The sequence below is a fragment of the Lichenihabitans psoromatis genome, from assembly GCF_004323635.1.
Lineage (GTDB): Bacteria > Pseudomonadota > Alphaproteobacteria > Rhizobiales > Beijerinckiaceae > Lichenihabitans > Lichenihabitans psoromatis.
The window spans coordinates 1,369,550-1,394,348 of sequence record NZ_CP036515.1; the positions used below are offsets into that span (position 1 = coordinate 1,369,550).

26 protein-coding genes are annotated in these 24,799 nt (G+C 63.6%); 13 read left to right on the plus strand and 13 right to left on the minus strand.

What is annotated here, in order from left to right; all coding sequences use genetic code 11:
- Positions 1-11 precede the first annotated feature (11 nt).
- Positions 12-638 (minus strand): molybdenum cofactor guanylyltransferase MobA, encoded by a 627-nt coding sequence (gene mobA / locus EY713_RS06355; protein ID WP_131114064.1) that lies wholly within the window; start codon positions 636-638, stop codon positions 12-14.
- Between the two features lie 180 nt (positions 639-818).
- On the opposite strand from mobA, the gene EY713_RS06360 reads away from it, so the two are divergent.
- Positions 819-2,027, plus strand: coding sequence for an adenylate/guanylate cyclase domain-containing protein (locus EY713_RS06360; protein ID WP_245572916.1), 1,209 nt, complete (start codon positions 819-821; stop codon positions 2,025-2,027).
- Positions 2,028-2,050: 23 nt separating this feature from the next.
- Here the strand turns inward: EY713_RS06360 and EY713_RS06365 are convergent, their stop codons facing one another.
- The 5 genes from EY713_RS06365 to EY713_RS06385 all read right to left on the minus strand — a co-directional run bounded on the left by EY713_RS06365 (position 2,051) and on the right by EY713_RS06385 (position 6,774).
- Positions 2,051-3,652, minus strand: a complete 1,602-nt coding sequence (locus tag EY713_RS06365) for an L-lactate permease (RefSeq protein WP_131114066.1) — start codon at positions 3,650-3,652, stop codon at positions 2,051-2,053.
- Positions 3,653-3,754: 102 nt separating this feature from the next.
- Positions 3,755-4,363, minus strand: coding sequence for a Holliday junction branch migration protein RuvA (ruvA, locus tag EY713_RS06370; protein WP_131114067.1), 609 nt, complete (start codon positions 4,361-4,363; stop codon positions 3,755-3,757).
- Positions 4,360-4,878: a crossover junction endodeoxyribonuclease RuvC gene (ruvC, locus tag EY713_RS06375; protein ID WP_131114068.1), complete on the minus strand. Its 519-nt coding sequence runs from the start codon at positions 4,876-4,878 to the stop codon at positions 4,360-4,362. The genes ruvA and ruvC overlap by 4 nt, the downstream gene beginning before the upstream one ends.
- A gap of 43 nt (positions 4,879-4,921) precedes the next feature.
- Positions 4,922-5,668 (minus strand): YebC/PmpR family DNA-binding transcriptional regulator, encoded by a 747-nt coding sequence (locus EY713_RS06380; protein ID WP_131114069.1) that lies wholly within the window; start codon positions 5,666-5,668, stop codon positions 4,922-4,924.
- A gap of 173 nt (positions 5,669-5,841) precedes the next feature.
- A complete protein-coding gene (locus EY713_RS06385; RefSeq protein WP_131114070.1) occupies positions 5,842-6,774 on the minus strand; it encodes a polyprenyl synthetase family protein in 933 nt (310 codons plus the stop codon).
- A gap of 240 nt (positions 6,775-7,014) precedes the next feature.
- Here EY713_RS06385 and hisB point away from each other — a divergent pair, with 240 nt between their 5' ends.
- The 4 genes from hisB to hisA are packed head-to-tail and all read left to right on the plus strand — an operon-like array spanning position 7,015 to position 9,534.
- Positions 7,015-7,608: an imidazoleglycerol-phosphate dehydratase HisB gene (hisB, locus tag EY713_RS06390; RefSeq protein WP_131114071.1), complete on the plus strand. Its 594-nt coding sequence runs from the start codon at positions 7,015-7,017 to the stop codon at positions 7,606-7,608.
- Between the two features lie 10 nt (positions 7,609-7,618).
- Positions 7,619-8,116, plus strand: coding sequence for a DUF2628 domain-containing protein (locus EY713_RS06395; protein ID WP_131114072.1), 498 nt, complete (start codon positions 7,619-7,621; stop codon positions 8,114-8,116).
- Positions 8,117-8,119: 3 nt separating this feature from the next.
- Positions 8,120-8,770: an imidazole glycerol phosphate synthase subunit HisH gene (hisH, locus tag EY713_RS06400; RefSeq protein ID WP_131114073.1), complete on the plus strand. Its 651-nt coding sequence runs from the start codon at positions 8,120-8,122 to the stop codon at positions 8,768-8,770.
- Positions 8,758-9,534 (plus strand): 1-(5-phosphoribosyl)-5-[(5-phosphoribosylamino)methylideneamino]imidazole-4-carboxamide isomerase, encoded by a 777-nt coding sequence (hisA, locus tag EY713_RS06405; protein ID WP_131114074.1) that lies wholly within the window; start codon positions 8,758-8,760, stop codon positions 9,532-9,534. The genes hisH and hisA overlap by 13 nt, the downstream gene beginning before the upstream one ends.
- A gap of 90 nt (positions 9,535-9,624) precedes the next feature.
- On the opposite strand, the gene EY713_RS06410 is transcribed toward hisA, so the two are convergent.
- Positions 9,625-10,359: a DUF3800 domain-containing protein gene (locus EY713_RS06410; protein ID WP_131114075.1), complete on the minus strand. Its 735-nt coding sequence runs from the start codon at positions 10,357-10,359 to the stop codon at positions 9,625-9,627.
- Between the two features lie 20 nt (positions 10,360-10,379).
- On the opposite strand from EY713_RS06410, the gene hisF reads away from it, so the two are divergent.
- The gene (gene hisF / locus EY713_RS06415; protein WP_131114076.1) at positions 10,380-11,156 is read left to right on the plus strand and encodes an imidazole glycerol phosphate synthase subunit HisF; all 777 of its coding nucleotides are present in this window, start codon (positions 10,380-10,382) and stop codon (positions 11,154-11,156) included.
- A complete protein-coding gene (locus EY713_RS06420; protein ID WP_131114077.1) occupies positions 11,153-11,500 on the plus strand; it encodes a phosphoribosyl-ATP diphosphatase in 348 nt (115 codons plus the stop codon). The genes hisF and EY713_RS06420 overlap by 4 nt, the downstream gene beginning before the upstream one ends.
- 4 nt (positions 11,501-11,504) lie before the next feature.
- Here the strand turns inward: EY713_RS06420 and EY713_RS06425 are convergent, their stop codons facing one another.
- Entirely contained in the window at positions 11,505-12,266 is a 762-nt protein-coding gene (locus EY713_RS06425; protein WP_131114078.1) for a short-chain dehydrogenase/reductase, read from the minus strand.
- Positions 12,267-12,471: 205 nt separating this feature from the next.
- Here EY713_RS06425 and coaA point away from each other — a divergent pair, with 205 nt between their 5' ends.
- Together coaA and EY713_RS06435 are read left to right on the plus strand one after the other, a co-directional pair.
- Positions 12,472-13,440 carry a type I pantothenate kinase gene (coaA, locus tag EY713_RS06430; RefSeq protein WP_131114079.1) on the plus strand — a complete coding sequence of 323 codons (969 nt, stop codon included), beginning with the start codon at positions 12,472-12,474 and terminating at the stop codon, positions 13,438-13,440.
- A gap of 24 nt (positions 13,441-13,464) precedes the next feature.
- Complete coding sequence (locus tag EY713_RS06435; RefSeq protein ID WP_131114080.1) at positions 13,465-14,352, plus strand: DUF4436 family protein; 888 nt, start codon at positions 13,465-13,467, stop codon at positions 14,350-14,352.
- 15 nt (positions 14,353-14,367) lie between these two features.
- On the opposite strand, the gene EY713_RS06440 is transcribed toward EY713_RS06435, so the two are convergent.
- The 3 genes from EY713_RS06440 to EY713_RS06450 all read right to left on the minus strand — a co-directional run bounded on the left by EY713_RS06440 (position 14,368) and on the right by EY713_RS06450 (position 16,683).
- Positions 14,368-14,619 carry a hypothetical protein gene (locus EY713_RS06440; RefSeq protein WP_131114081.1) on the minus strand — a complete coding sequence of 84 codons (252 nt, stop codon included), beginning with the start codon at positions 14,617-14,619 and terminating at the stop codon, positions 14,368-14,370.
- A gap of 125 nt (positions 14,620-14,744) precedes the next feature.
- Complete coding sequence (gene fdhA / locus EY713_RS06445) at positions 14,745-15,929, minus strand: formaldehyde dehydrogenase, glutathione-independent (RefSeq protein WP_131114082.1); 1,185 nt, start codon at positions 15,927-15,929, stop codon at positions 14,745-14,747.
- Positions 15,930-16,122: 193 nt separating this feature from the next.
- Positions 16,123-16,683 (minus strand): fasciclin domain-containing protein, encoded by a 561-nt coding sequence (locus EY713_RS06450; RefSeq protein ID WP_131114083.1) that lies wholly within the window; start codon positions 16,681-16,683, stop codon positions 16,123-16,125.
- A gap of 317 nt (positions 16,684-17,000) precedes the next feature.
- On the opposite strand from EY713_RS06450, the gene EY713_RS06455 reads away from it, so the two are divergent.
- The 4 genes from EY713_RS06455 to EY713_RS06470 all read left to right on the plus strand — a co-directional run bounded on the left by EY713_RS06455 (position 17,001) and on the right by EY713_RS06470 (position 22,115).
- Positions 17,001-18,548, plus strand: coding sequence for a DegQ family serine endoprotease (locus tag EY713_RS06455; RefSeq protein WP_131114084.1), 1,548 nt, complete (start codon positions 17,001-17,003; stop codon positions 18,546-18,548).
- A 155-nt stretch (positions 18,549-18,703) separates the two neighbouring features.
- Positions 18,704-19,357 carry a hypothetical protein gene (locus EY713_RS06460; protein WP_131114085.1) on the plus strand — a complete coding sequence of 218 codons (654 nt, stop codon included), beginning with the start codon at positions 18,704-18,706 and terminating at the stop codon, positions 19,355-19,357.
- A gap of 8 nt (positions 19,358-19,365) precedes the next feature.
- Complete coding sequence (locus EY713_RS06465) at positions 19,366-20,280, plus strand: glycosyltransferase family 2 protein (protein ID WP_131114086.1); 915 nt, start codon at positions 19,366-19,368, stop codon at positions 20,278-20,280.
- The gene (locus tag EY713_RS06470) at positions 20,277-22,115 is read left to right on the plus strand and encodes a glycosyltransferase family 2 protein (protein ID WP_131114087.1); all 1,839 of its coding nucleotides are present in this window, start codon (positions 20,277-20,279) and stop codon (positions 22,113-22,115) included. Before EY713_RS06465 ends, EY713_RS06470 begins: the two co-directional genes overlap by 4 nt.
- A gap of 6 nt (positions 22,116-22,121) precedes the next feature.
- Here the strand turns inward: EY713_RS06470 and EY713_RS06475 are convergent, their stop codons facing one another.
- The gene (locus tag EY713_RS06475) at positions 22,122-23,354 is read right to left on the minus strand and encodes a glycosyltransferase (RefSeq protein WP_131114088.1); all 1,233 of its coding nucleotides are present in this window, start codon (positions 23,352-23,354) and stop codon (positions 22,122-22,124) included.
- Positions 23,355-23,523: 169 nt separating this feature from the next.
- On the minus strand, positions 23,524-24,465 hold the full coding sequence (locus tag EY713_RS06480) for a hypothetical protein (RefSeq protein WP_131114089.1): 942 nt from the start codon (positions 24,463-24,465) through the stop codon (positions 23,524-23,526).
- Positions 24,466-24,799 lie beyond the last annotated feature (334 nt).

The following is a 24,799-nucleotide window of genomic DNA, read 5'->3' on the forward strand; positions in this document are numbered from 1 at the left end:
CGCGGCGCGGGTCACGCGCCGCTGAGCTCTGCAATCGAACGCTCGGCTTCCGCGAGATCTGCTGGTTCGTTGACGTTGAAGAACGGGTCGACCGGATCGATGCTCCACGCCACCCGAACGACGCCGCGTTGCTGACAATAGAGGCCGACCTTCCGCATCCCATCGTCCTGCATGGCGCGGCGGAGATCGTGACGAAGCGACACCGGCCAGAGAGCATTGACCGGATGCATCCGACCTCCCGATTCGGCGCAGGCAATGGTCGCGCCGATTGCCGCGCGTTCTCGCTCGAGCCGGATGACGAGATCGCGCGGCAGAAACGGCGCATCGCCGGCCACGCTGGCCACCAGTGCGACGTCCGGTCGACAAGCGGCTGCCCAATCAAGGCCGGCCAAAATGCCGGCTAACGGGCCGGCCGCCTCTTCGAGGGTGTCCGGCACGGTCGTCAACCCGAATGCCGCGAACCGCTCCGCATCGCCGTTGAGGCTGAGGATGACGCCGTCGACCTGCCCGGCAAACCGGTCGAGGATGCGCTGCAGAATGGTTTGGTCGCCGAGGCGGCGTAAGGGTTTGTCGCCGCCGCCCATCCGCAGTGCCGCGCCGCCCGCCAAGACGAGGCCGAGCGTCTTTGATCCCGTCATTCGATCATCATCTCCGTCGCTGGTCGTCTCCGGGAGCCGGAGGTAGCGACCGATCGCCCATCCGTGCAAGATGTCAGCACGCGAATAGGCCACAAAGCGCCACCGACGGCGCTCATCGTCGCGAACGAAAGCTCTTCGATGACCTCGACCCCTTCTGACTCTCACGATCCTGCGTCGATCATGGCCGGAAACTGGCCGCTGCGTCGGACCACCATTCTCGATTGGCTGGTGGGCGGCACGCGGGACGAGCGGTTTCTCGACAACATCTTCGTGGAATTCTGCGCCCGGCTTCGCGCCGACGGCATCATGATCGCGCGGGCGACCCTGCATCTGCGTATCCATCATCCGCAATGGAGCGGCGCCTCGTTTCTCTGGAAGCCCGGTATGGCGGAAGCCAAGCTGCAGCGGATCGACTATCAGACGATGGAGACGCCGCAGTTTCTGAATAGTCCGATCAAGGCGCTCTATGATGGGTCCAACGAAGTCCGCAACCGGCTCGACGCCATGGATAAGGACGACGAAGATGCCTTTCCGATCTACGCCGACCTGCGTCAGCAAGGCTATACCGATTACGTCGTATGGCCGATGGATTTCACCCAAGGGCAGCGGCATGTCGTGAGTTTCGCCTCGGATCGGCCAGGTGGCTTCGCGGGGGAGGAGCTGGCGTTATTGGCAGACCTGCTGCCCGCCCTGGCGCTGGTGACGGAGATCCGCCTGAAGAACCGCTTCGCCCGCACCCTGCTCGAAACCTATGTCGGGCCGCATGCGAGCGAACAGATCCTCGCCGGCGCGACGCGACGCGGCAGCGGCGTCACTGTCAGCGCCGTCATCCTGATCTGCGATCTGCGGGGCTTCACATCCATCTCCGAACTCTGGCCGCGCGACGACGTGATCTCGCTGCTGAACGATTATTTCGATGCCATGTCGGTCCCGATCGAGCGGCATGGCGGCGAAATCCTGAAATTCATCGGCGACGGGATGCTGGCGATCTTCCCGCTCGATAAGCCCGAGGCCTGTGCCGACGCGCTGATGGCCGTGACGGAGGCGCGGCTCGCCATGAAGGAGCTGAACGTCGATCGCGCCACCCGGGGACTCGATCCACTGGGCTATGGAGTCGGCATCCATGTCGGCGATGTCATGTATGGCAATATCGGATCCCGGTCGCGGCTCGATTTCACCGTGATCGGGCCGGCCGTCAATGTCGCGGCCCGGCTCGAGAGCCTGACCAAGGAGGTGCACCGGAATGTGTTGTTCTCCGGTGCTTTCGTGACCATGGCGCAATGCGCCATGGGGCTCGACCCCATGGGGCGGTATCCGTTGCGCGGGGTCGGCGAACCCGTCGAGGTCTATGCCTTGAAGGAGCAGGCCGGCGATCCCCCGCCACCCTGACGCCGCTTTGGACGATTCCCGACCTAGCTCGGGATCATCCACGGGAACAGGTATTGTTGCGCCACGACAAGAAGCCCGAGCAGCAGCGTCAAAAAGATGCTGTGCTTGAACGTGCGGGCGAACACCAGACCTTCCTGACCCTTGAGGTTGGTGACTGCGACACCGGTTGCGATGTTCTGCGGTGAGATCATCTTGCCCATAACACCGCCCGACGAATTGGTTGCCGCGATCAGCACCGGATTGAGGCCGAGCTGGTTGGCGGCCACGACCTGAAGGTTGCCGAAGAGCGCGTTGCCCGACGTGTCGCTCCCCGAGAGAAAGACCGCGATCCAGCCCAGGAAGGCCGACAGAAGCGGGAAGATGACACCAACCGAAGCGACCGCTTTTCCGAGCGTATAGGCCATGCCGGAGTAGTTCATGATGAACGCGAGGCTGAGGATCAGCACGACCGTGAGGATGGCGATGCGGCTCTGCCGCCACGTGATGCCGATCTGTTCCACGAAGGTGCCGAACGGCAACCGCACGATGAGCGCCGTGATGATCGTCGACAGCAGGATCGCGGTGCCGGTCGCCAGCGGCTGAAAGTCCCAGACGGCCGCATAGGGCGCGTCATTGTAGAGCGTGATCGAGATCGCCTTGTCGAGGCCGGGCCAGGGGATCTTGGTGTCGCCGATGAGAAAGACCTTCAGCGTGGTCCAGAGAATGACCACCACCGAGACCACGATCCAGGGAAGCCAGCCGCCCCAGGTCGATCCGACTGGCGGCGCCTTGGCGATCGCGGCAGATGAAATCGCATAGGCCGGATCGACGGCAGGCTTCCAAACTTGCAGGAACAACAGCGTCACGATGAGCGACCCCATGGAGGCGAGCACATCCGTCAGCTTGTAGTCGATATGGTTCGAGGTCAGATATTGCACGAACGCAAAGGCACCGCCGGCCACCAGGAGCACGGGCCAGAGCTGTGCAACGGACCGCCGCCCGCCATAGATCAACATGACGTAGAACGGCAGGATCAGCGCGATGAACGGCAATTGGCGGCCGACCATGGCGCCGAGCGTCACATCCGACAAATGTGTCACCGCGCCGAGAACGGTGATCGGCACACCCAAGGCGCCGAACGCGACCGGAGCGGTGTTGAAGATCAGCGTGAACGTCAACGCTTCGAGCGGCGCGAACCCGACCAGAATCAGCAGCGCGCTGGTGATGGCGATCGGTGTGCCGAAGCCGGCGATGCCTTCGAGCAGAGCGCCGAAACAAAAGCCGACCACCACGAGCACGACGCGGCGGTCGTTCGGCAAATGGTCGATCAGCCAGCGACGGAAACTCTCGAATCGCCCCGACGCGACGGCGACGTTGTAGAGCAGCAGCGCATTGACCACGATCCACATAATCGGCCAAAGCGCGAAGACGGTGCCGTTGGCGACGGCCCGAAGCGCGAGACCCGATGGCATCTGCCAGATCCCGACGGCGATCAGGACGCCGGCCACGAGCCCTGCCGCGCAGGCCTGCCAAGCCGGTCGGCGCAAAACGCCGAGGAGGACGAGAACGATCGCGATCGGAATGGCAGCGACGAGAAATGACAGCACGAGGCTGTCGCTCACCGGAGTGAGCAGTTGCTTGAACATCGGTCCTCCCTAGCTTTGAGACCATCAAAGAAGGATGAACGAAGGGCGTCAAGCCACGATCGTCGCTTGTCTGCCTTTGTCCGTCATGCGGCCAGACGTCGGCTAAGACGACAAGCGCTTTAAGCCGTGGCGGATCAGGGCCGCGGTGCCGGCCTCGTCGCCGAGCAGGCTCACGGCATCGGCGACCGCTCCCATGACCTGAGGCCGGCCATAGCCGAGATTGACCAAGGCCGCGACCGCGTCGTCGGCCTGGAGTGGAAGTGCCGGTGTCGACGCCAGGACCTCTCCCGGCATTTCGCCACCCCCGAGGGTTGCGGTCTTATCCTTGAGTTCGGCCACGATCCGAGCCGCGAGCTTCGGTCCGACGCCCGGGCTCCGCGCCACGGCTGTCTTGTCGCCGCGCGCGATCGCCAGTGCCAGATCGCCCGTCGGAAGCACTCCGAGGATCGCCAGCGCGACTTTGGAGCCGACGCCCTGCACGCCTTGTAGAAGGCGGAACCAGTCCCGTTCCTGGTCGGACGCAAAGCCGTAGAGCCGGATCATGTCCTCGCGCATCTGGGTGTCGATCGCCAGGCTGGCGGCCTCTCCCGGTGGGGGCAACGCCCTGAGGGTCCGGGTCGAGCAATAGACGATGTAGCCGACGCCATGCACGTCGAGGATGACGAAGTCGGTCCCTTGGCTGTCGACGGTCCCTTTGAGCTTGCCGATCATGCCGTTTTCAATCCGAGTCGCGCCGCCAGGGCCGCGGAGGCGCGATGCTGGGCATGGGTCACGGCGACCGCGAGCGCGTCCGCCGCATCGGGGCTTGTGGCGTTGCTGCGCGGCAGCAGCACCTTCAGCATCATGCCGATCTGCTGCTTTTCGGCGTGACCGGTGCCCGTCACAGTCTTCTTGACGAGATTGGCCGAATATTCGGCGACCGTGAGACCGGCCAGCGCCGGCACCACGAGCGCGATGCCTCGCGCCTGCCCAAGCTTCAGCGTGCCTTGCGGATCGCGGTTGACGAACGTTTCCTCCACTGCGGCCTCGTCCGGCCGATGCGCCTCGATGATGGCCGCGAGCTGAACATGCAGTTGCCGCAACCGCTCGCTCAACGGGGCATCCTGGGCCGGGTGGATGGAACCGCAGGCCACAAACGACAGTCGCGATCCTTCGGTGTCGATGACGCCCCAGCCCATGTTACGAAGGCCAGGGTCGATGCCGAGAATGCGGACGACGTTGCTCATTGCAGCATCCGAGTGGCCCCGCACGATCCGAGACCGTGGTCGGTCACGCCTCCATCTTGGCGATCAGAGCGTCGGAAATCTCGAAATTGGCATAGACCTTCTGGACGTCGTCGTTGTCCTCGAGGTTGCCGACCAGCTTGAGGATCTTCTCGCCGGCATCGTCATCGACCAGAATGGTGTTCTGCGGGCGCCAGACCATGGCGGTGCGGCGCGGTTCGCCGAATTTGTCTTCGAGGGCTTTCGCGACATCCTTCAGGCCCTCGATCGTGGTGATCACCTCATGGCCGTCCTCGGTCGTGGCTGCATCATCGGCCCCGGCTTCAATCGCGGCTTCCATCATGGCGTCTTCGGACGCGACACCCGTGTCATATTCGATGACGCCGATCCGATCGAACATGAACGAGACCGCGCCCGTCTCGGCTAAGGCACCGCCGGATTTGGTGAAGAAGGAGCGGATTTCGCCGGCGGTCCGGTTGCGATTGTCGGTCAGCGCCTCGACGATGACGGCGACGCCACCGGGCGCATAGCCTTCGTAGCGGATCTCGTCGAAATTATCCCCTTCGCCGCCGACCGCCTTCTTGATGGCGCGCTCGATATTGTCTTTGGGCATGTTTTCGGCCCGCGCCGCCAACACGGCGGAGCGAAGCCGCGCATTCATGCTGGGGTCCGGCAGGCCGAGCTTCGCCGCGACGGTGATTTCACGCGCCAGCTTGGAGAAGACCTTGGACCGAACCGCGTCCACCTTCCCCTTGCGGTGCATGATGTTCTTGAACTGACTATGTCCAGCCATGGTGGTTCCCGATGCGGCTTACGAGAGCGTGGTCGCCTTGGCGGACCAGCTCCAAATCAAATCCCGACGACACGTCTTTCGGACGTTGGGTCGTCGTTTTACCGTCATGCCCGGCACAAGGGAAGCAAGCCGAGCGTGTCCGCAGCGTGCCGTGCCGGACAATCCTCTTGGCGTCAGCTCTTACGCGCCACCGTGAACCGCGCCGCTTCGGCCAGGATCGCGGTCTTGTCCCCCATGTCGAGAGCGTCGAGCGCGGCCTGCGCCTCGGCCGCGAGCGCGTCACGCCGCGTCTTGGCGGCCGCAAGGCCGAGGCTCGAGACGAGGGTCGCCTTGTTGCGTCCCGCATCCTTGCCGGCGGCTTTGCCAAGCGTCGCTGCATCGCTTTCGGTGTCGAGAATGTCGTCCGCCACCTGGAAGGCTGCGCCGAGCGCGCGTCCATAGCGGCCCAAGGCGTCGCGTTGCTGGTCCGTCGCGCCGCCCATCAGAGCACCGGCTTCGACACCGAAGAGCAGCAGCGCGCCGGTCTTCATCGCCTGCAGCTGCAGGATCGTCTCCGTCTTGTGCGGCTCGGTTGCGCGTTCCGCCTCGAGATCGAGCGCCTGTCCACCCGCCATGCCGCCGAGGCCGGAGGCGCGTGCGAGCCCGACCGCGAGCGTGGCGCGAACCAGCGGGTCGGGATGGGTCGGCGTATCGGCCATCACGTCGAACGCATAGGTCAGCAAACCGTCGCCGGCCAGGATGGCGGTCGCCTCGTCGAAGGCGATATGGGCGGTCGGGCGACCCCGGCGCAACGCGTCGTCGTCCATGGCCGGCAGGTCGTCATGGACCAGCGAGTAGCAATGTATCATTTCGAGCGCCGCCCCGGCCCGCAGCGGACCGTCACCCTCAAGCCCAAACAATCGTGCCGTTTCGACCAGCAGGAACGGGCGAAGCCGCTTGCCGCCGCCCAGGGTCGCATAACGCATGGCTTCGCGGAGGCGCGCCGGGCGGGTGATCTCACCGGGCAGGGCAGCCGTTCCGAGCAGCCGATCCAGCATGGCTTCGATGTCGTCGGCCACCGCACTCAGGCGCGTATTGAAGTCGGTCGCGGTGGTGTCCCGAGTCATGCGTCCTCTCCCTCAAGCCGTCGCACCGATCGGCACGCACGGCATCCGGCATCGACATGCCGGTCGACCCGGCGAGCCCAAACACGGCTCGTCTCAGGCGGGTTATTTTCTACCAGCCCTCAAGCGTCAAGCCCGACGTGTGACATCGGACGGCGGCGTGCACTTGCGGCGCCCCGCTCCGAGCCGGTAAGACGACGCACGAGCCGTATCGGCCCAGATCCATCAGGCTGGAGACATCCCATGCGTCGCGCGAGCGTGACCCGTCACACGAAAGAGACCGAGATCGAGGTTGCGGTCGATCTCGACGGCAGCGGCGAGAGCAACATCGCCAGCGGGATCGGCTTTTTCGATCATATGCTCGACCAGATCGCGCGCCATTCGCTGATCGACTTGAGCGTGAAGGCCAAGGGCGACCTTCACATCGACATGCACCACACGGTCGAGGATACCGGGATCGCGCTGGGGCAAGCCTTGCGTGAAGCTCTGGGCGACAAGGCGGGCATCACGCGTTACGCGGACGTGCATCTGCCGATGGACGAGGTGCTGACCCGCGTGGCGCTGGATTTTTCAGGCCGGCCCTTCTTCGTGTTCCGCACGTCCTTCGCGCGCGACAAAATCGGCGACTTCGACACCGAACTCGTGCGTGAGTTCTTCCAGGCCGTCGCCGTCAACGCCCATATGACGCTCCACATCGAAACCCTCTACGGCGACAACAATCATCATATCGCCGAATCCTGCTTCAAAGGGTTGGCGCGGGCCTTGCGTAGCGCCGTGAGCATCGACGAGCGGCAGGCCGGTCGAGTGCCCTCGACAAAGGGCTCGCTGGCCGGGTAGGAGCGATAGGATGACGATCTATACGGTACACGTGCCGCAGGACGCGGGTGACCGGGTCGCGCTCGCCGATCGAACGGTTTTCGTCAGAGACGGGTTCAGCGTCTGGGCCTTCCTGTTCGGTCCGTTGTTCCTCCTGCGGTATCGGGCTTGGCTCGCGGCTCTCGTCTGGCTCGTCCTGGTCGTCGCTGGCGCTTGGGGCGCGCAGGCGTTGCATCTGCCCGGCATGGTCAGGTTCGGCCTCTTGGTCATCCTCGCGATCTTCATGGGTCTCGAAGGCAACGCCCTTCGCGGCGCGGCACTTGGGTCGCGCGGCTATCGATCGACCGACGTCGTGGCCGGCGCGGGCCGCGAGGCGAGCGAGCGCCGCTTCTTTGCCAGTCACGACGTAGAGCCCGTCGCGGATCGCTCCCCCAACCCTGTCGCACGAGCGACCGCATCGTCGCGGCAGCAGAGCCGCCTCACGAACGGCGAGACGATCATCGGGTCCTTCCCGCAGCACGAGGGTTAGGGCGTGTCTGTCGTCATCGTCGATTACGGGTCGGGCAATCTCCATTCGGCCCACAAGGCGTTCGAGCGGTCGGCCCGCGAGGCGGGCCTCGACGTGCCGATCCGCGTCAGTGCCGAGCCCGAGGCCATTCGGGCGGCCGAGCGCGTGGTGCTGCCGGGCGTCGGTGCCTTTGCGGCCTGTATGCGCGGCCTCCGGGGCGTGCCGGGCCTGATCGAGGCTCTCGACGAAGCCGTGACGCGAGACGCCAAGCCGTTTCTCGGCATCTGCGTCGGGATGCAACTGCTGGCCACGACCGGGCGCGAGCACGAGGTGTCCGACGGGCTGGGCTGGATCCCAGGCTCCGTGCGGGCCATCGTGCCGAGTGACCCGACCCTCAAGGTTCCGCATATGGGATGGAACACGCTCCGCACGACTGCGGCGCATCCACTGCTATCCGGCATTCCGACCGGAGAGACAGGCCTGCATGCCTATTTCGTGCATTCCTACCAGCTCCATCCCGACGATCCCGCCGATCTCGTGGCAACCGCCGATTATGGCGGTCCCGTCACCGCCATGGTCGGGCGCGGCACGGTCGCGGCCACGCAATTCCACCCCGAAAAAAGCCAGACGCTCGGCTTAGCCCTGATTGCAAATTTTCTGAGGTGGCGCCCGTGATCCTGTTTCCCGCCATCGATCTCAAGAACGGCGAATGCGTCCGGCTTGTCCATGGAGACATGCAGCAGGTCACGGTCTTCAACTCCGATCCGGCCGCACAGGCGGCGGACTTCGAAGCCCAGGGGTTCGACTATCTCCACGTGGTCGATCTCGATGGCGCTTTCGCGGGCAAACCCGTCAATGCCGAGGCCGTCGAGGCTATCCTCCGCCGGGTCGCCATGCCGGTGCAGCTTGGCGGAGGCATCCGTGATCTGCGGACCATCGAGGCGTGGCTGGCGCGCGGCATCTGTCGCGTCATCATCGGCACGGCCGCCTTGCGCGACCCTGATCTTGTGCGCGAGGCGGCGCGGCTGTTTCCCGGACGCGTCGCGGTCGGTATCGACGCGCGCGACGGCTTCGTGGCCGTGGATGGCTGGGCCAAGACCTCGCAAACCTCCGCGCCGGAGCTTGGGCGTCGTTTCGAGGATGCCGGGGTGGCGGCGGTGATCTATACGGATATTTCCCGCGACGGCGCGCTGCAAGGCCTCAACATCGAGGGCACCATCGCGCTTGCGGAGGCTCTCGCGATCCCGGTAATCGCTTCGGGAGGCCTTGCCTCGCTGGCCGATATCGAGCGATTGCTCCAGCCCGATTGCGCCCGCATCGCCGGCGCCATCTCGGGTCGCGCGCTTTATGATGGGCGGCTCGATCCCGCCGAGGCCTTAGCGTTGATTCGGACGAATCGCGGAGACTCCATTCAAACGAAGAGTCAAGACTTGCCTTGACTTTTTGGCGAGAAAACCGTATTTGAAAAGCAAGTGGATTGGGGTTTCCCGGTCGGCGCTAGGCCCTGGAGCAATCCGGGGCCTTTCGCTTTATGGAGACATCATAATACCGGCTTGTGATCGCCTGCTCGACGTCACGATCTTTGGTCTGATGATGTCGAACGCCCGATTTGATTGACCTGGCCTGATCGCTTTGATCCCGATCGGTCTAGCGGCAAGATCAGCGATTTGTAGGCCAGAGCTGTTCGCTTTTTTGTCGAGCATCCTGATCTCGATATTCGGCAAAGGCCGCCGAAATCTGTTCTGTCCGCCAGCAATCCGTCGGAACTCTAGCTCGAGATCCTTATCTTCCTTGTCTCCCCGTTTTTCGAACAAGAAGTGCGTCACCCGCTGCTTTTGGCCTTTGCTCTCTAAAAACTCGATGCTTCGTTCGACACAAGCTTTCAACGCTATCGAGTATGGATTTTCCGTAAAGAGGTCGTCTCGCACTCTCTTTTTGTCGATCACAACACAAACGACAGCCATTCGCGTCCGCTTGACGATCATGCTCAGATCACTTTGAAAGCGCTCGTAGAGTTCACGATCTTGCAAGAACGAGAAAGCATTCTCTTTCTTCCTGATTTCACGCTCATGAAGCACGACGGAGTCGTGTCCGAAGTAAGCGAACTTCAGTCGTTGCATCGCTGGAACGACCGCCCCAACATAGTGTTTCTTTTCAAAGATGCATAAGCACAGAACGAAGACGGGGTAGGAGGAGTCGACTTTCGTAAGGCTATGATCGCCGCTCTCGTCCGCGTATACGATGTAGTCGCTGAAACCGTTCATTCCTCGTCGTGTATCACAACATGCTGAAATCCCGCATCATTCCCTGCCTCGACGTCAAGGATGGACGCGTCGTCAAGGGCGTCAATTTCGTCGACCTGCGCGATGCCGGCGATCCGGTCGAATGCGCGATCGCCTATGATGCGGCGGGAGCCGACGAACTCTGCTTTCTCGACATCACGGCGAGCCATGAGGATCGCGGCATCCTGTTCGATGTCGTGAGCCGGACGGCGGCCGCCTGTTTCATGCCACTGACGGTCGGCGGCGGTGTGCGGACGGTGGACGACATTCGCCAGCTTCTCTTGGCCGGCGCCGACAAGGCCTCGATCATGACGGCCGCAGTCAACAATCGCGCCTTCGTGCGCGAGGCGGCGGAGAAATTCGGCAGCCAGTGCATCGTGGTGGCGGTGGATGCCAAACGCGTGTCACCCGAGGGTGCGCCGCCGCGCTGGGAGGTCTTCACCCATGGTGGACGTCGCGCGACGGGGATCGATGCGATCGGCTATGCCCAAGAGGTGGCGGACCTCGGCGCCGGCGAAATCCTGCTGACCTCGATGGACCGCGACGGCACCAAAATCGGTTTCGACATCGGGCTGACCCGTGCGGTGGCGGATGCCGTGCGCGTGCCGGTCATCGCGTCGGGCGGCGTCGGCACGCTCGATCATCTCGTCGCGGGTGTGCGCGAGGGGCGGGCCGATGCGGTGCTGGCCGCATCGATCTTCCATTTCGGCACCTATACGATCGGGCAAGCCAAGCGCCATATGAGCGAGGCTGGACTTCACATGCGGATGGACGGATGAGCCTCACGGTTCCAAGGACGGGCGAACGCCCCTTCACGTTGGACGATCTCGTCCAATTGATCGCGGCGCGCGCCACCGCGACGGCTGATGCCTCTTACACCCGCACCTTACTGGATGCGGGCGTGCCTCGCATCGCCAAGAAGTTCGGCGAGGAGGCGATCGAGACCGTGATCGCGGCGATGGGCGGCAACAAGGCCGAGATCACGGCCGAAGCGGCGGACGTGCTGTATCACCTGCTGGTGTTGCTCCACGGCAGCGGCGTGGCGTTGCAGGATGTCGTGGCCGAGCTTGGCCGTCGCACCCGCCAATCCGGGCTCGACGAAAAAGCCTCGCGGCGCGCCTGACGCATCATTTCGGCGCGCCGTCGATCGTCAGGATGGTCCCGGTCGTATAGGCGGAGCGAGGCGAGGCCAGAAACGCGACAGCGGCCGCGATTTCCTCCGGGCTGGCGGGGCGGCCGAACGGCATGGTGGCGTAGAATTCGCGCCAGCGCTCTTCGTCACCCCACTCGCGCTTGGCCCGGGCCCGAAGCGCTTGCTGGATCCGGTCGGTCTCGACCGGACCGGGGTTGATGCCGACCACGCGGCAACCGTCTTTCGGAGCTGCCTTTCCGATCGTCTTGGTGAAGGCCATCAAGGCGGCGTTGCCGGTGCTGCCCGCCAGATAGTTCGGATCGAGCCATTCGCCCGCCGCCCCGATCACGTTGACGACGACACCGCGACGGTCCTTGAGGCGCGGATAGAGCGCGCGCGTCAGGCCGATGAAGCCGAACACCTTGAGGTCCCAGGCGCTGCGCCAGGTCGCCTCATCGAGCCCGAGCAGATCGCCTTGCGGAATGGCGCCCGCGTTATTGACCAGGATGTCGAGAGCGCCAGCTTCCGCGGCGACCCGCTCGATCGCGCTGGTGACCGACAGATCCGCCGCGATAATGTCGACCGCCACGGCATGGCGAAATCGGATGTCGTCGGCCGTGGCGGCCAAAGCGGCTTCGGTGCGGGAAACGAGAACGAGATCGCATCCTTCGCCAGCCAGCATCAGCGCCGTGGCTCGCCCGATTCCCTTCGAGGCACCCGTGATGAGGGCGCGCTTGCCGGCGAGATGTAGATCCATGGTCCAACTCCAAGGCTGCGATGCGAGAAGACACGCCGTGCGTCGTTGGCGCGAGCGCGATCAAGGGTTACATAGGAGGATCGTTCCGGAACCAAGGGGGTTCTGCTACGTGTGACATTGCCAAGACGATCGCGCGCGCCGGTGAAGCCGCTCGATGGCTGGCGTGGTGGCTGAAAGACCGGCAGGTTGTTGTCCGGGAGGGCGCATGAACGAGCGGGTCAAGAAGCCGATCGCGACGGTCGCGGCGCCGCACCGGCATTTCACGCGCGACGAATGGGCGGAGTTGCGTGCCGACACGCCGCTGACCCTGACGGTCGACGATCTCCGCAAGCTGCAATCCACCAACGACCCGATCTCGCTCGAGGAGGTCATCGCGATCTACCTGCCGCTGTCGCGGCTGCTCGCCCTTTATGTCGCGGCGACACAAGGCCTTTTCAAGGCGACTCAGCGTTTCCTCGGGGCCGAGGGCGAGGGCAAGATGCCCTATATCATCGGGATCGCGGGCTCCGTCGCGGTCGGCAAATCGACGACCTCACGCGTCATGCAGGCGCTGCTGTCGCGCTGGCCAAACACCCCCAAGGTCGCTTTGGTGACGACTGACGGCTTTCTGCTGCCCAATCGCATCCTGCAAGAGCAGGGTTTGATGGATCGCAAGGGGTTTCCGGAAAGCTTCAACGGCGCGGCCCTGTTGCACTTTCTCTCGGACGTGAAGGCCGGCATGCGCAACGTGAAAGCGCCGGTCTATTCGCATCTCTCCTACGATCTGATGCCCGGCGAATTCGTGACCGTAGACCGCCCCGATATCCTGATCGTCGAAGGCATAAACGTTCTGGCGCCGAATCGGCCCCATAAGGATGGACCCGGCGTACCCTTCGTGTCGGATTTCTTCGACTTTTCGGTCTATCTCCACGCCGACCAGGATCTCCTGGAAAAGTGGTACGTGTCCCGCTTCATGCGGCTGCGCGAGACCTCGTTCCGCGATCCGCGCTCCTACTTTACCAAATATGCCGAGATTAGCGACGACGAGGCGGTCGCGGTCGCGCATGACATCTGGACCCGCATCAATCTCCGCAACCTGCGCGAAAACGTGTTGCCGACGCGCGAGCGTGCCAGCCTCATCCTGACCAAGGGCGCCAGCCACCGGATCGAGGAAGTGGCGCTTCGCAAGCTATGATCAGGCCGGGTAGGAGATGACGACGTGAAGCGGCCGAGTTTTCGCGCCATGATGCTGGTGGCGCTGATGGGTCTGTTCAGCCTCGGCTATGCGGTTTTTCTCGGAACGCTCGGGTCGGAGGCAAATCTGGCGATCGAGAGCTACGGGCCATCTAAAAAGGCCGATGGCGTCCGGCCGCAGTTGCAGGTCTATGCCGAGATCGTGTCGATCGACGCCGTCAACGGCTCGATGCGGATGCGGTTCAGCTTCACACCTGCGAAAGCGTTGCAGGGTCGCCGCCTCAAGACACCAATCCGCGACATGACGGTCCGAATCGCTGACGACAGCGCCGATTACGAATACCCGCTGGCGGCAGACCAGCCGGTCGCCTCGCAGCTCATCGACGTCGATCTCAACAATGGGTCGGTGTTCGATTACCCGCTCGACGCGTTCACGGCTCGGCTCAGCGTGGATGCCTTTGAGGACCCGCCAGCCGGGCAGGAGGGGGTTGCGCCGAATCATCTCGCGGTCGAGGTCGCGCTCTGGGATGGGTTCGCGGGTTGGACGATCCGAACTGCCGAACGCGCGGCCGATGGGACCAGCGCCGTGACGATTGCGATCGATCTGCGGCGCAGCGGCGCCGTCCGCTTTTTCGTTCTGTCGCTTTATGCCGTGATGGCCATCATCGCGATCGCGGCTCTCACGATGGCCAGCCTCGTGTTCCTGCATGTCCGCAAGATGGAAATCTCGATCGCCAGCACCTTGGCGGCCATGCTGTTCGCGCTTCCCGTGATGCGATATGGTCTGCAGGGGTCGCCCCCGCTGGGGGTGCGGGCCGATGTCCTGATCTACCTTTGGGCTGAAATCGGCGTGGCGCTCGGCCTCTGCCTCGTGGTCGCAACCTGGGCGCGCGGCGAGCCGAAGCCGCTTTGAACCATCACTGAAGCCTCACCCGTTGCGCCACGACCAGACAACCTCGGCATCGTCCGGCGTCGCTGCAGGATCGCGCTCGAGGATGGCCTCGACGGCCAGCCGCCGGAAACGGCTCTTGTCCTCGGATTGCTTGTGGCGGGCTGGGATTGAGGTCGGCGCCTTGACGAGATAATGCAGCGGCGACCCGATGGCCGCCATTGTCAGGATCTCGCCCTCGAAGCTGACATCGATCCAGCCGCCTTTGACCGTGATCTTCGCGTTCGTCATCGTCCGGCTCCCGTCGATCCCGTGGTCGAGCGGTCTTACGGTGCTCGGGCGCAGATCGCAAAGCCGCGGCTATGCCGCCAAGCCCCTTAGGCGTCCAAGTTGCTCCTTGGGCGGCCAAGCCGCCATTAAGCGGCCAACATGCCATGCGGATCCAGCACGAACTTCTTGGCGGCGCCGTCGTCAAAAGCCTTATAGCCCTGCGCCGCCTCCTCGAGCGGAATGACGGTCGCGCCCACGATCTCGGCGATCGGCAGCCGGCCATGCAAGATCGCCTGCATCAGCTGGCGATTGTAGCGCATCGTCGGGGTTTGGCCGGTGTGAAACTGCTGGCTCTTGGCCCAGCCTTGGCCGAAGCGCAGGCTCAACGAGCCTTGTTTCGCGCCTTCCTCCGCGGCCCCCGGATCGGCCGTCACGTAGAGGCCCGGAATGCCGATCGACCCGGCCGCGCGGGTCACCTCCATGGCCTGGTTAAGCACGACGGCAGGCTGCTCGCCGCCGCTGTGGCCACGTGCCTCGAACCCCACGCAATCGATGAAACTGTCGACCTCCGGCACCTTGACGACCTGTTCGATAAGGTCGCCGAGCCGATCGTGTTTGGAGAGGTCGACCGGCTCGAACCCGACCGCTTTCGCATGGGCCAGCCGCCCGGCGTTGAAGTCACCGATCATCACGACGGCGGCGCCAAGGATCCGGGCCGAAGCAGCCGCTGCGAGGCCGACCGGACCTGCGCCCGCGATGTAAACCGTGGAGCCGACCCCGACCTTGGCGCTGATGGCGCCATGAAAGCCGGTCGGCAGAATGTCGCTCAGCATGGTGAGATCGCGGATCTGCGCCATCGCCTGATCCTTGTCCGGGAATCGCAGCAGGTTGAAGTCCGCATAGGGCACCATGACGTATTGGGCTTGGCCGCCGATCCAGCCGCCCATGTCGACATAGCCATAAGCGCCGCCCGCGCGACCGGGATTGACCGTCAGGCAAACGCCCGTATGGCCCTCGCGGCATGTGCGGCAGCGGCCGCAGGCCACGTTGAACGGCACCGATACGAGGTCGCCTTTCTTGATCATCTCGACGTCGACACCCGCTTCGATGACTTCGCCGGTGATCTCATGGCCGAGCACGAGCCCTTCGGGCGCCGTTGTGCGACCACGCACCATATGCTGGTCGGAGCCGCAGATGTTGGTCGAGACGACTTTGAGAATGACGCCATGCGTAATGGCGTGGCCACCGGGCGCTTCCATCTTCGGGTCGTCGATGGACTGGACCTCGACCCGGTCTTTGCCGAGATATACGACCCCGCGATTGCCACTCATGCGAATCTCCCGTTGCTGGCGCCGATCATTCGATCTGGCGCTGCCATCATGGAACGGGCGGCTGGCCTTGCATGTTCCGAATCCGCTTCGGTCTGTCCTGCGGCGGACGCACGGTCCAACGCCGGGCGCAAAACAAAGCCCGCCGACCTTGCGGGTCGGCGGGCTGAGAAAACGGGTCAGGAAAGCGAAGCGATTAGGGCATCAGAACCGAGTCGATGATGTGCGCGACACCGTTCGACTGCATGACGTCGGCCTGCTCGACCGTGGCCATGCCGCCCTTGTCGTCGACCAGGACGACCTTGCTGCCGTCCATCTTGGCCGTGATGCTGTCGCCTTCGACGGTCTTCAGCTTGGCCATGCCGCCACCCGCCTGGATCGCCTTGACGAGGTCTTCGGCCGTCACTTTGCCGGCCACGACGTGGTAGGTCAGGATCTTAGTGAGGGTCGCCTTCATGTCGGGCTGAACGAGCTTCTCGACCGTGCCGGCCGGGAGCTTTTCAAAGGCCGCATTCGTCGGCGCGAACACCGTGAACGGACCCGGGCCCGACAGGGTGTCGACCAGGCCGGCTGCCTTCACGGCGGCCACCAGGGTCGTCAGGTTCTTGGCCTGCGACGCGTTCTCGACCACCGTCTTGGTGGGGTACATCGGAGCGCCACCAACCATCACGTCGGCCGCATAGCTCGCGCCGCCGAGGCCGGCCACGAAGGCCACAGCGAGGATCATCGAGCGTGCGTTTGTATTGAACGTCATCATGATATTCTCCTCTCGCCGGAACGGCGAATGCCGCCCCGTCATAAAAAAGTCAAAGTACCGATCGGGCGTTCCCAACAAGAGCGAGTTGAAACATCGGCCGATACTTGAGCCGGGACTGTGCCGGCTGAGTGAAAATACGTTGGACCGGTCGCGGAGTTTCGGAACGACTGCATTAATCTTTGACGTTTAAGGCGCACCGGCGTTGCGAAGGTGAGAATGCATGAAGTCAAAGACCCTTGTCGCATGGGCGCGGGTTTCCGATATGCTGGACGCAAGCCTGTTCGCCTCACGGCCTTCGAACGAGAGACCCCTTATCCATGATCCTCGATTCTCATTCGCGTCCCACTCGTCAGAAGCACCTCCTGCGCCAGAGGATCGCTCACGGCGTGTGTGCCTTGGCTCTCGGGGTCGGTTTGGTCGCCTCCCCCGCTGCCATCGGGCCATTTGGCGTCGCGCCCGCCGCCGCAAAGGGCGGCACTGAGTCGCTGGCCGATCTCGCCGCGAGCGTCGTCGACGCGGTCGTCAATATTTCGGCCTCGCAGGTGGTCGAACAGAAACAGGCCGGTGCGATGCCCAAGCTCCCGCCGGGCACCCCCTTCGACGATCTGTTCGAGGAGTTTTTCAAGCGGCAGTTGCAGGGCCAGAATGGCAAGGGCGACGGATCCGACGCGCCGCGCGCGCGCCGCTCGAGTTCTCTCGGATCCGGTTTCATCATCGATTCCTCGGGTATCGTGATCACCAACAATCACGTCATTGAGGGTGCCAACGAGGTGACCGTTATTCTGACCGACGGTCGCAAGCTGAAAGCCGAGGTCGTCGGCAAGGACTCCAAGGTCGATGTCGCGGTGCTGCGCGTGAAGTCAGACGCGCCACTCAAGGCCGTGAAATTCGGCGATAGCGATAAGATGCGGGTCGGTGACGCCGTCATGGCGGTTGGCAATCCGTTCGGGCTCGGCGGCACCGTCACGGCCGGCATTGTCTCGGCCCGCAATCGCAACATCGATAGCGGCCCCTACGACAATTACATCCAGACCGATGCCTCCATCAACAAGGGGAATTCGGGCGGCCCGCTGTTCAACATGGCCGGTGAGGTGATCGGCATCAACACCGCCATCTTGTCGCCGTCCGGCGGATCGATCGGGATCGGTTTTGCGACCCCCTCCGATACGGTGATGCCGGTCGTCGACCAGCTCCGCGAATTCCACGAGACGCGGCGCGGCTGGCTGGGCGTTCGCATCCAGGGTGTCGATGACGGCATCGCCGAAAGCCTCGGCCTCGGCACGGCGCGCGGCGCGTTGATCGCGGGTGTCGACGAGAAAGGCCCCGGCAAGCCGGCCGGCCTCAAGGCGGGTGACGTAATTCTGACCTTCGACGGCAAGGACGTGAAGGAATCGCGTGATTTGCCCGCTATCGTGGCGTCCACACCGGTCGGCAAGGATGTGCCGGTTGGCATTTTCCGCGATGGTAAGAGCCAGACCGTGACGGTGAAGCTCGGCCGCTTGGAAGATACCGAGAAACAGGCCGCAGCTAATCCGAAGGCCGATCAGACACCGGCGCTTCCCGCGGTGCAGACGGCTCTCGGCATGAGCCTGTCGATCCTGTCGGATGATCTGCGAAAGAAATATTCGATCAAGGATACCGTGAAGGGCGTCGTCGTCACGGATGTCGACGCGACATCGCCGGCGGGCACCAAAGGCATCAAGGCCGGGGACGTCGTGGCGGAGATCAACCAGGAACCCGTGACGTCGCCGGCCGACATTTCCCTCAAGGTCAAGGCCATCAAGGACGGTGGCAAGAAATCGGCGTTGCTTCTGGTTTCAAACGGCCAAGGCGAGGTACGGTTCGTCGCGGTCTCGCTTGACTGAACAAGCCGAAAGCGCGGGATGCGAGCCGAGTGTCTGGCTCGTCTTCTCCCGCTGCCTCGACGGTTAAACGTGAACCTGCATTTCGAACTCTGCATCAATTGACGCAACGGCATCCGTGACTGTAGTCAAGCATAGCGGCTGCGTCAGGGATGACTTTGAACAATATTTCGCAGATCAATCAATTGCTCGATCAACTCCAGGTCGATCTCGCGGCTGTGCGCCGTGCCGTCGCGAGTGTGTCGCAAGCCGATCCGAGCTTGATCGGGCGCGCGATCCAACAGCCTTTCGCGGTGCCGTTCGCGCTTCTCGATTGGCGGATCGCGAAAGGATACGAGCCGTTAGGGCCGGAGTTTATGGTCGGGTTCGAGATGTTCGATCGGAACGTGGTCGAGATCCGGCAACTGCCGAAGCAAGCCACGAGTTGGAGTTCGCCCGAACAGCCGTTCGATTTCAACCTGCGGACCGGGCCGGATTTCGCCAGCCGGTGGTTGACGATGGAGTTCTGGCTCGATGTCGATGCGCTCCGGGGCGCGCGGGATCTCTATGTGCAGATGCGGGGCCTGTCCGCCAAACCCTCCAACGTCCGAGTCCAGATCAAAAGCTTCAGCGCCGGCGGGGCGCCGCTGGCCGAGCATAATCTTGGAGCTCTCAAGATCGGCGACGAGATGGAGACCGCGTCTCTCTCGTCTGTCGCGCCGCAGGCGATGCTGAACGACCCCGCCGCGTCGCGCCTGCAGATCGTTCTCTTGCTCGATCCAAGACCCCGCTTCGACTGGGCTTTCGAATATCTCGTCGTTCTTCGAAATTGAATGCCACGATGAGCGTGTCGGTCATCGTCTGCACTTACAACCGCGCTGGCGTTTTGTTTCAGTGCCTGAACGCCCTGGCGCATCAGACCTGTGGGCCGACCACGTTCGAGGTGCTGATCGTCGACAATAATTCGACCGATACGACCGCCGACGTCGCGCAGGAATTCTGCGGCCGTTTCCCAAACTTCCGCTATTTGTTCGAGGCCCGGCAGGGTTTGGCGAATAGCCGCAACGTCGGCCTTGCGGCGGCCGCCTACGACATCTGCGCCTTCACCGACGATGACGCCATCGTGCCGCCCGGCTGGATCGATCAATTGCTCCGCGCCTTCGAGGCAGCTCCTCCCGCAACGGTCGCGGTGGGTGGCGAGATCGATCCGATCTGGGAAACGCCCCGCCCGGACTGGCTCGACGACGAGTTGTTGAAACCGTTGTCGGCGGGTCTCGGCTGGTCTTTGGATCCAATCACGCTGAAGCCCGAGGAATGGATCTGCGAGGTCAATTCCGCCTATCGCAAGGCGCCGCTGTTGAAGCACGGCGGCTTCCCCGAACGGCTCGGACGCATCGGGATGAACTTGCTGTCCGGCGAGAATGCCGTCAACATCCTGCTGGCGGGAGATGGGGGGACCTTCTACTTCGATCCGCATATCCGCGTTCAGCATATGATTTCGAGCGACCGGATCACCAAAGCCTGGTTCCGTCGGCGTATGTATTGGCAGGGCATCACCACTTTCGTGGTGCAGGGCTATCTTCGGCAGAACGGGATCGCCACGCCGGCTTGGTCCGATCTCGAAGTGCCGACGTCGGAGCGGTCGTGGGCCGAGCTTTTCGACGATGCGAATGATGCGGCCTTCCGAACGTCGCTTCGAATCACCTCCAATCTCGGCTATCTGTTCGCCTCGCAAGGGCTCGTTCTCGGTCGATGATCGATCCGGCGCCCCCAACCGGCTCTTCCCGCCCATTTGCGATCGGCTTTGCGACGATCGACCGCCCGTTCGTGGTGCAGCGGCTCATTCTCTCGATCCGCAGCCTGTTTCCCGACGTCGTGATCTACGTGGCCGACCAGTCGCTGCCGACGATCCCGATGCAGGATTTCTACGCCTCACGCGGCGTCGAGGTTCTCTGGATGGATTACGATTGCGGCGTCACGGTCGCGCGCAACGCCATCGTGGATCGCTGCGCCGAAGACTATCTCGTGATCTGTGACGACGACTTCATCCTGACGCCCGACACCTCGTTCGGTGGCGCCTTCACGATCCTGGACCACGACCCCGAGATCGGTCTGGTCGGCGGCCGCCTGATCGACATCTCGCAGGACGAGACGCAGCGGGTGAACCGCTACTGGGAGCTTTTCCTCGAACACGACGAGCGCAACCGCATTCTGTTCTCGATCCCGATCTATCTGGCGCAACCCGTCGGCCGCTCGCGGGCGGGCGTCGACTACTTCCTGGTCGATGCCGTGATGAATTGGTTCGTGGTCCGCAAGGCCCTGTTTTCGGCAAAGATCCGGTGGGACCCTCGCTTCAAATCGAACGGCGAGCATGAGGATTTCTTTCTGACCCTGAAGCGGTTCAGTCCGTTGCGGGTCGCCTATCTGCCGACGATGGTGGCCGACCATCATCATCCCCGGGTCAGCGGCTACAAGAGCTTGCGCGACCGTCAGGCGGGCTGGCAGCTCTTCTTGGACAAGTGGGATCTCGACCAGATGATTGAGGTCGGCGGCGGCGCCCGGACGCGGTCCGACGTTTCGCGCGAATACGTTCGGAAATACGACAAGGCCTCGTTTTTCGGCTCGCTCCCGCTGCGACGCGACCGTGGCGCCCTCGGACTGAACCACGCGGTCGACCTGACCGACGAGGGTCAGGTGGTGGTCCGGCATAAATTCACGGCCGCGGGCGCGGCGCTGCCGCTCGGAGGCGTCGATGCCGTCCGTGGCGCCGATGATCCCGCAGCGATCATGCTCGACTCAGGCCAGACCGAGCGCCGCGTCGGCGAGCGCCGGGGTCATCCGAAACTGATGCCACCCCGGCCCGTCAATCCGACGAGGACCTCCGCCTACGACCCGCTTCGACACGTGTTGCACGTCGCCTATCCGGAGGTCGTTCCGGTGGGACATGGCGTGACCATCTGGGTGAAGGCGACGGGTGCGACCCGGCCGGTCGAGGCGACCCTTCAGGCCGTTTGGCATCACGCCGGCGCCGTCATCGATCCCAGCAGCCAGCCGGTGCGGGCCATCGTGCCGCACGATACGCAATGGTACGCGGTTCATGTGAATGCTCCCCCTCTCCCCCGGGCGGGACAGTTCACCTTGCAGCTGATCGCCGCGTGCAGCGACACCTCCGCCGTCGCCGTGGCAATGTGTTTCATCGACTTGCATCACCTCGATCGTCCGATTGCACCGCTCCTGCTGCTCGCCGCCGTGCCGTTCGATGCCGACTCGATCGCGCGCCTCATCGCGCCACCCTCGCTCGCAGTCCTCGAAGCCACTCCGCGTTGGTCCGTCGATGTGAAGACAATCGGACACGAGATGCTGCTGAGTGCGTCGATCCACACGCATGATCTTTCGCCAACCCCCCTGTGGCGCAGGCTCGTGCTGGCTGCCGGTGGGCCGCAGCCCTGGCCCCTGGTTTCGATCCCGATCCATGCGATCTTCGATCAACATCAAGTCGCGATCCCGGTCTCGCCGCACCTCATCGCGCGCGGCATGCCCTATTGGATGCTCATTGGCGCGTCGGGTGAGTGTGTCAGCCTCGCTCCGTAACGGGTCTCAATCCGTGACGATCGGCGTCTCTATCGTCATCCCGAGAAGGCGCCGCATCTTCCGGACCAGGATGCCCTTGTCGTAACGGGTTCGCGCTTCGAGACGGGCTCGCGTTCCAAGACTCTCGAAGGCCTGAGGATTTGCCAGCACGGTCCCGACCGCATCGGCGAGGGCCGCATGATCGAGGAACGGCACCAGAATGGCGCTGTCGTCGTTCAGCACCTCCTGAACCGGGGCGGTATTGGACGCGACGAGGCAGCACCCCGTCGCCATCGCCTCGATCAGCGACCACGACAGGACGAACGGATAGGTCAGATAGACGTGGACGGTCGAGATCTGAAGTGTGGCTTGGTACACGTCATAGGGAACGCGGCCGAGGAAATGCACATGGTCGAGCGCCAGTCGATCGCCAAGCTCGGCCAGCATGGCGTCTTTCCAGGTCGACCCGTTGCCGGGATCGACCCCATAGGAAACGCCATTGTCGCCGATCACGACGATCTGGGCTTCCGGGTTTTGGCTGAGGATCTGCGGCAGGGCCCGCATGAAAATGTGAAAGCCGCGATGCGGTTCGAGGCTCCGCGCCACATAGGTCACGATGCGGTCGGCTTTGGTCAGAATGCGGCCTGACGGAAGCTGCAGCGACGCCGCGGCGTTGGGCTTGATGAGCTTGGTATCGACACCCTCGTGGCAGACCTTGATCTTGCTTTGGAGCTCGAGCGGGTAGGTGGAGCGCTGCCACGCCGTGGGCGAGATGCCGAGATCGGCCTCTGCCAGCGCCAGCAGCGTCGAGGCGTTTTTGGCATGCAGCAGAATTTGTCCATCGGTGCCGAAGCGCGGGCTTTCCGGATCGAAATGCACATCGAGGCCGTCGAACCGATAATAGAACTCGCAATAGACCACGATTCTGGCGGACGGGAAGACGGAGCGGAGCGGCAGGCTCTCGCCCCAGCCGCAATGAACGACGATCACATCGGCCATGAAGCCGGATTGCTTAAGCGCGATGGCGGCGTAGAGCACATGCTCGGCGCGTCGACATTCGATGTCGAACCGCCGTGCGAACGGATGCGTCCCCACACTCGGCTTTGCGACGAACGAATAGGTTTGTAACCGTGAGCCCGGCAGGGCTTGCGCCGTCTGCGATCCGATCGCCGCAACCGTATAGGCCGGATCGTCGATCAGCGATTCGGCCAAGTTCCTGAATTGCGCGGGGAAATTGTTGTGGACGAATAAGACGTTCATTCGAGACCGCTGCCCTGAGCGGCACCCGCCGCGATCGCGGTGATCTGCGGCTCTGTCACGACAAGGCGGCTCGCGTTTTCAAGTCGGATCGAACGCGATGTCGGGTGAATGGATCTGTCTCGCTTTCGTGATCGTTCGGAGGCCGGGGCCGCCGCCGGTTGCTTCACCCTCAGGAGGATCGGGCTTCGCTGGCGCGGAAGACACGAACTCGCGCGGCCTTTTGAGCGGGAGAGGGCGCGGCAGCCTGCGGCCATGACTGTGATGGGGTCGGCATGGGCTGGGCCACCATGGGCTGCGCGATCGATCCGGCGGCGCGAGATGAGGCCAAGCGTAAACCGATCTTGATGCCGACCAGCGGGTCGGCACCGCTCGAACCAACCAATTCGATCTGTTGGCCGGACCGGGACTGGATGGCGGATCCGAGAAACAGGCACTCGGCTTCGATCGCGGCATTCGCCCCGGCGTCGCCGACGAGCCGGAAGCGCAGTCCTGTGAGGGGGATCGCGCGTCCCTTCGTTCCCACATAGCTGCGTGATCCGATCCAGCGGGACCACCGCCCGCCAACCAGAACTTGCGTCTCGATGTCGAACTCTTGCGTCTCGAGGCGGATTTCGATGCCCTCGATCGGCGCCGGCGCGTTGGGGCCGGCAATCCATTGTCCGTCGCGGGCTTCGACGTCGCCTTGCCGCGCCACATGGGCAAACATGCGGAGGCCCGGCGCCCCGGAGACGATCGGGTCGCTCCCGTGACCGGTCATGTCGGAGACGACCGGCGTGCTCTCCATGCGGGTCGACTTGCGTTCGTCGAGACCCTGGAGCTGAAACGTCGCGTTGAGACTGTTGCTCCGGTCGCGCCGCCTGACGGTGATCTGCAAGTTTCCGGGCTGCTCGGCCACCACGACCATACAACTGCCGGCACCTTCCAAGCGGCCGGGCGCGTCGCCCGGATAGGGGATCAGTCGTATCGTCGCTTCCGATCCCGGACCCTGGCGCACAAAGGCGATCGGGCCGCCCGCTCCGGCAGCGCTCTCGGTGTAGCGCAATGCAAACAGCCCGCGCGAGACGGCGATCGACGACGTTCGTTCCGAAGCCTGGTCCACATCGAACGACATATGAAGACTCCCCTGGGGCAGTGAGGTCGCAACAGAACGATCGTGTGTCCCGGCCGGCCAATCGACATTGGCACTCCGAAGCTCATCGCCGTCGCTGATGTCGCGGGAGTGCCTGATCGGCACAGCCGCCAACCCTTCGTGACACGATTAACGCAACGTCAGCCTATCCACAACCACAATCCCGATAAGATGTGATCTCGTGCGGAACGACTTGCATGCTGTGGCGGCATGGACAGATCATGCCGAAAGCCGCATATCGATCTCTTCTATACATGGCGTATCAGAATAGGTCACATCGGCCACATCGTGTTGGTGGCCTGTGGAAGGGTGGAGC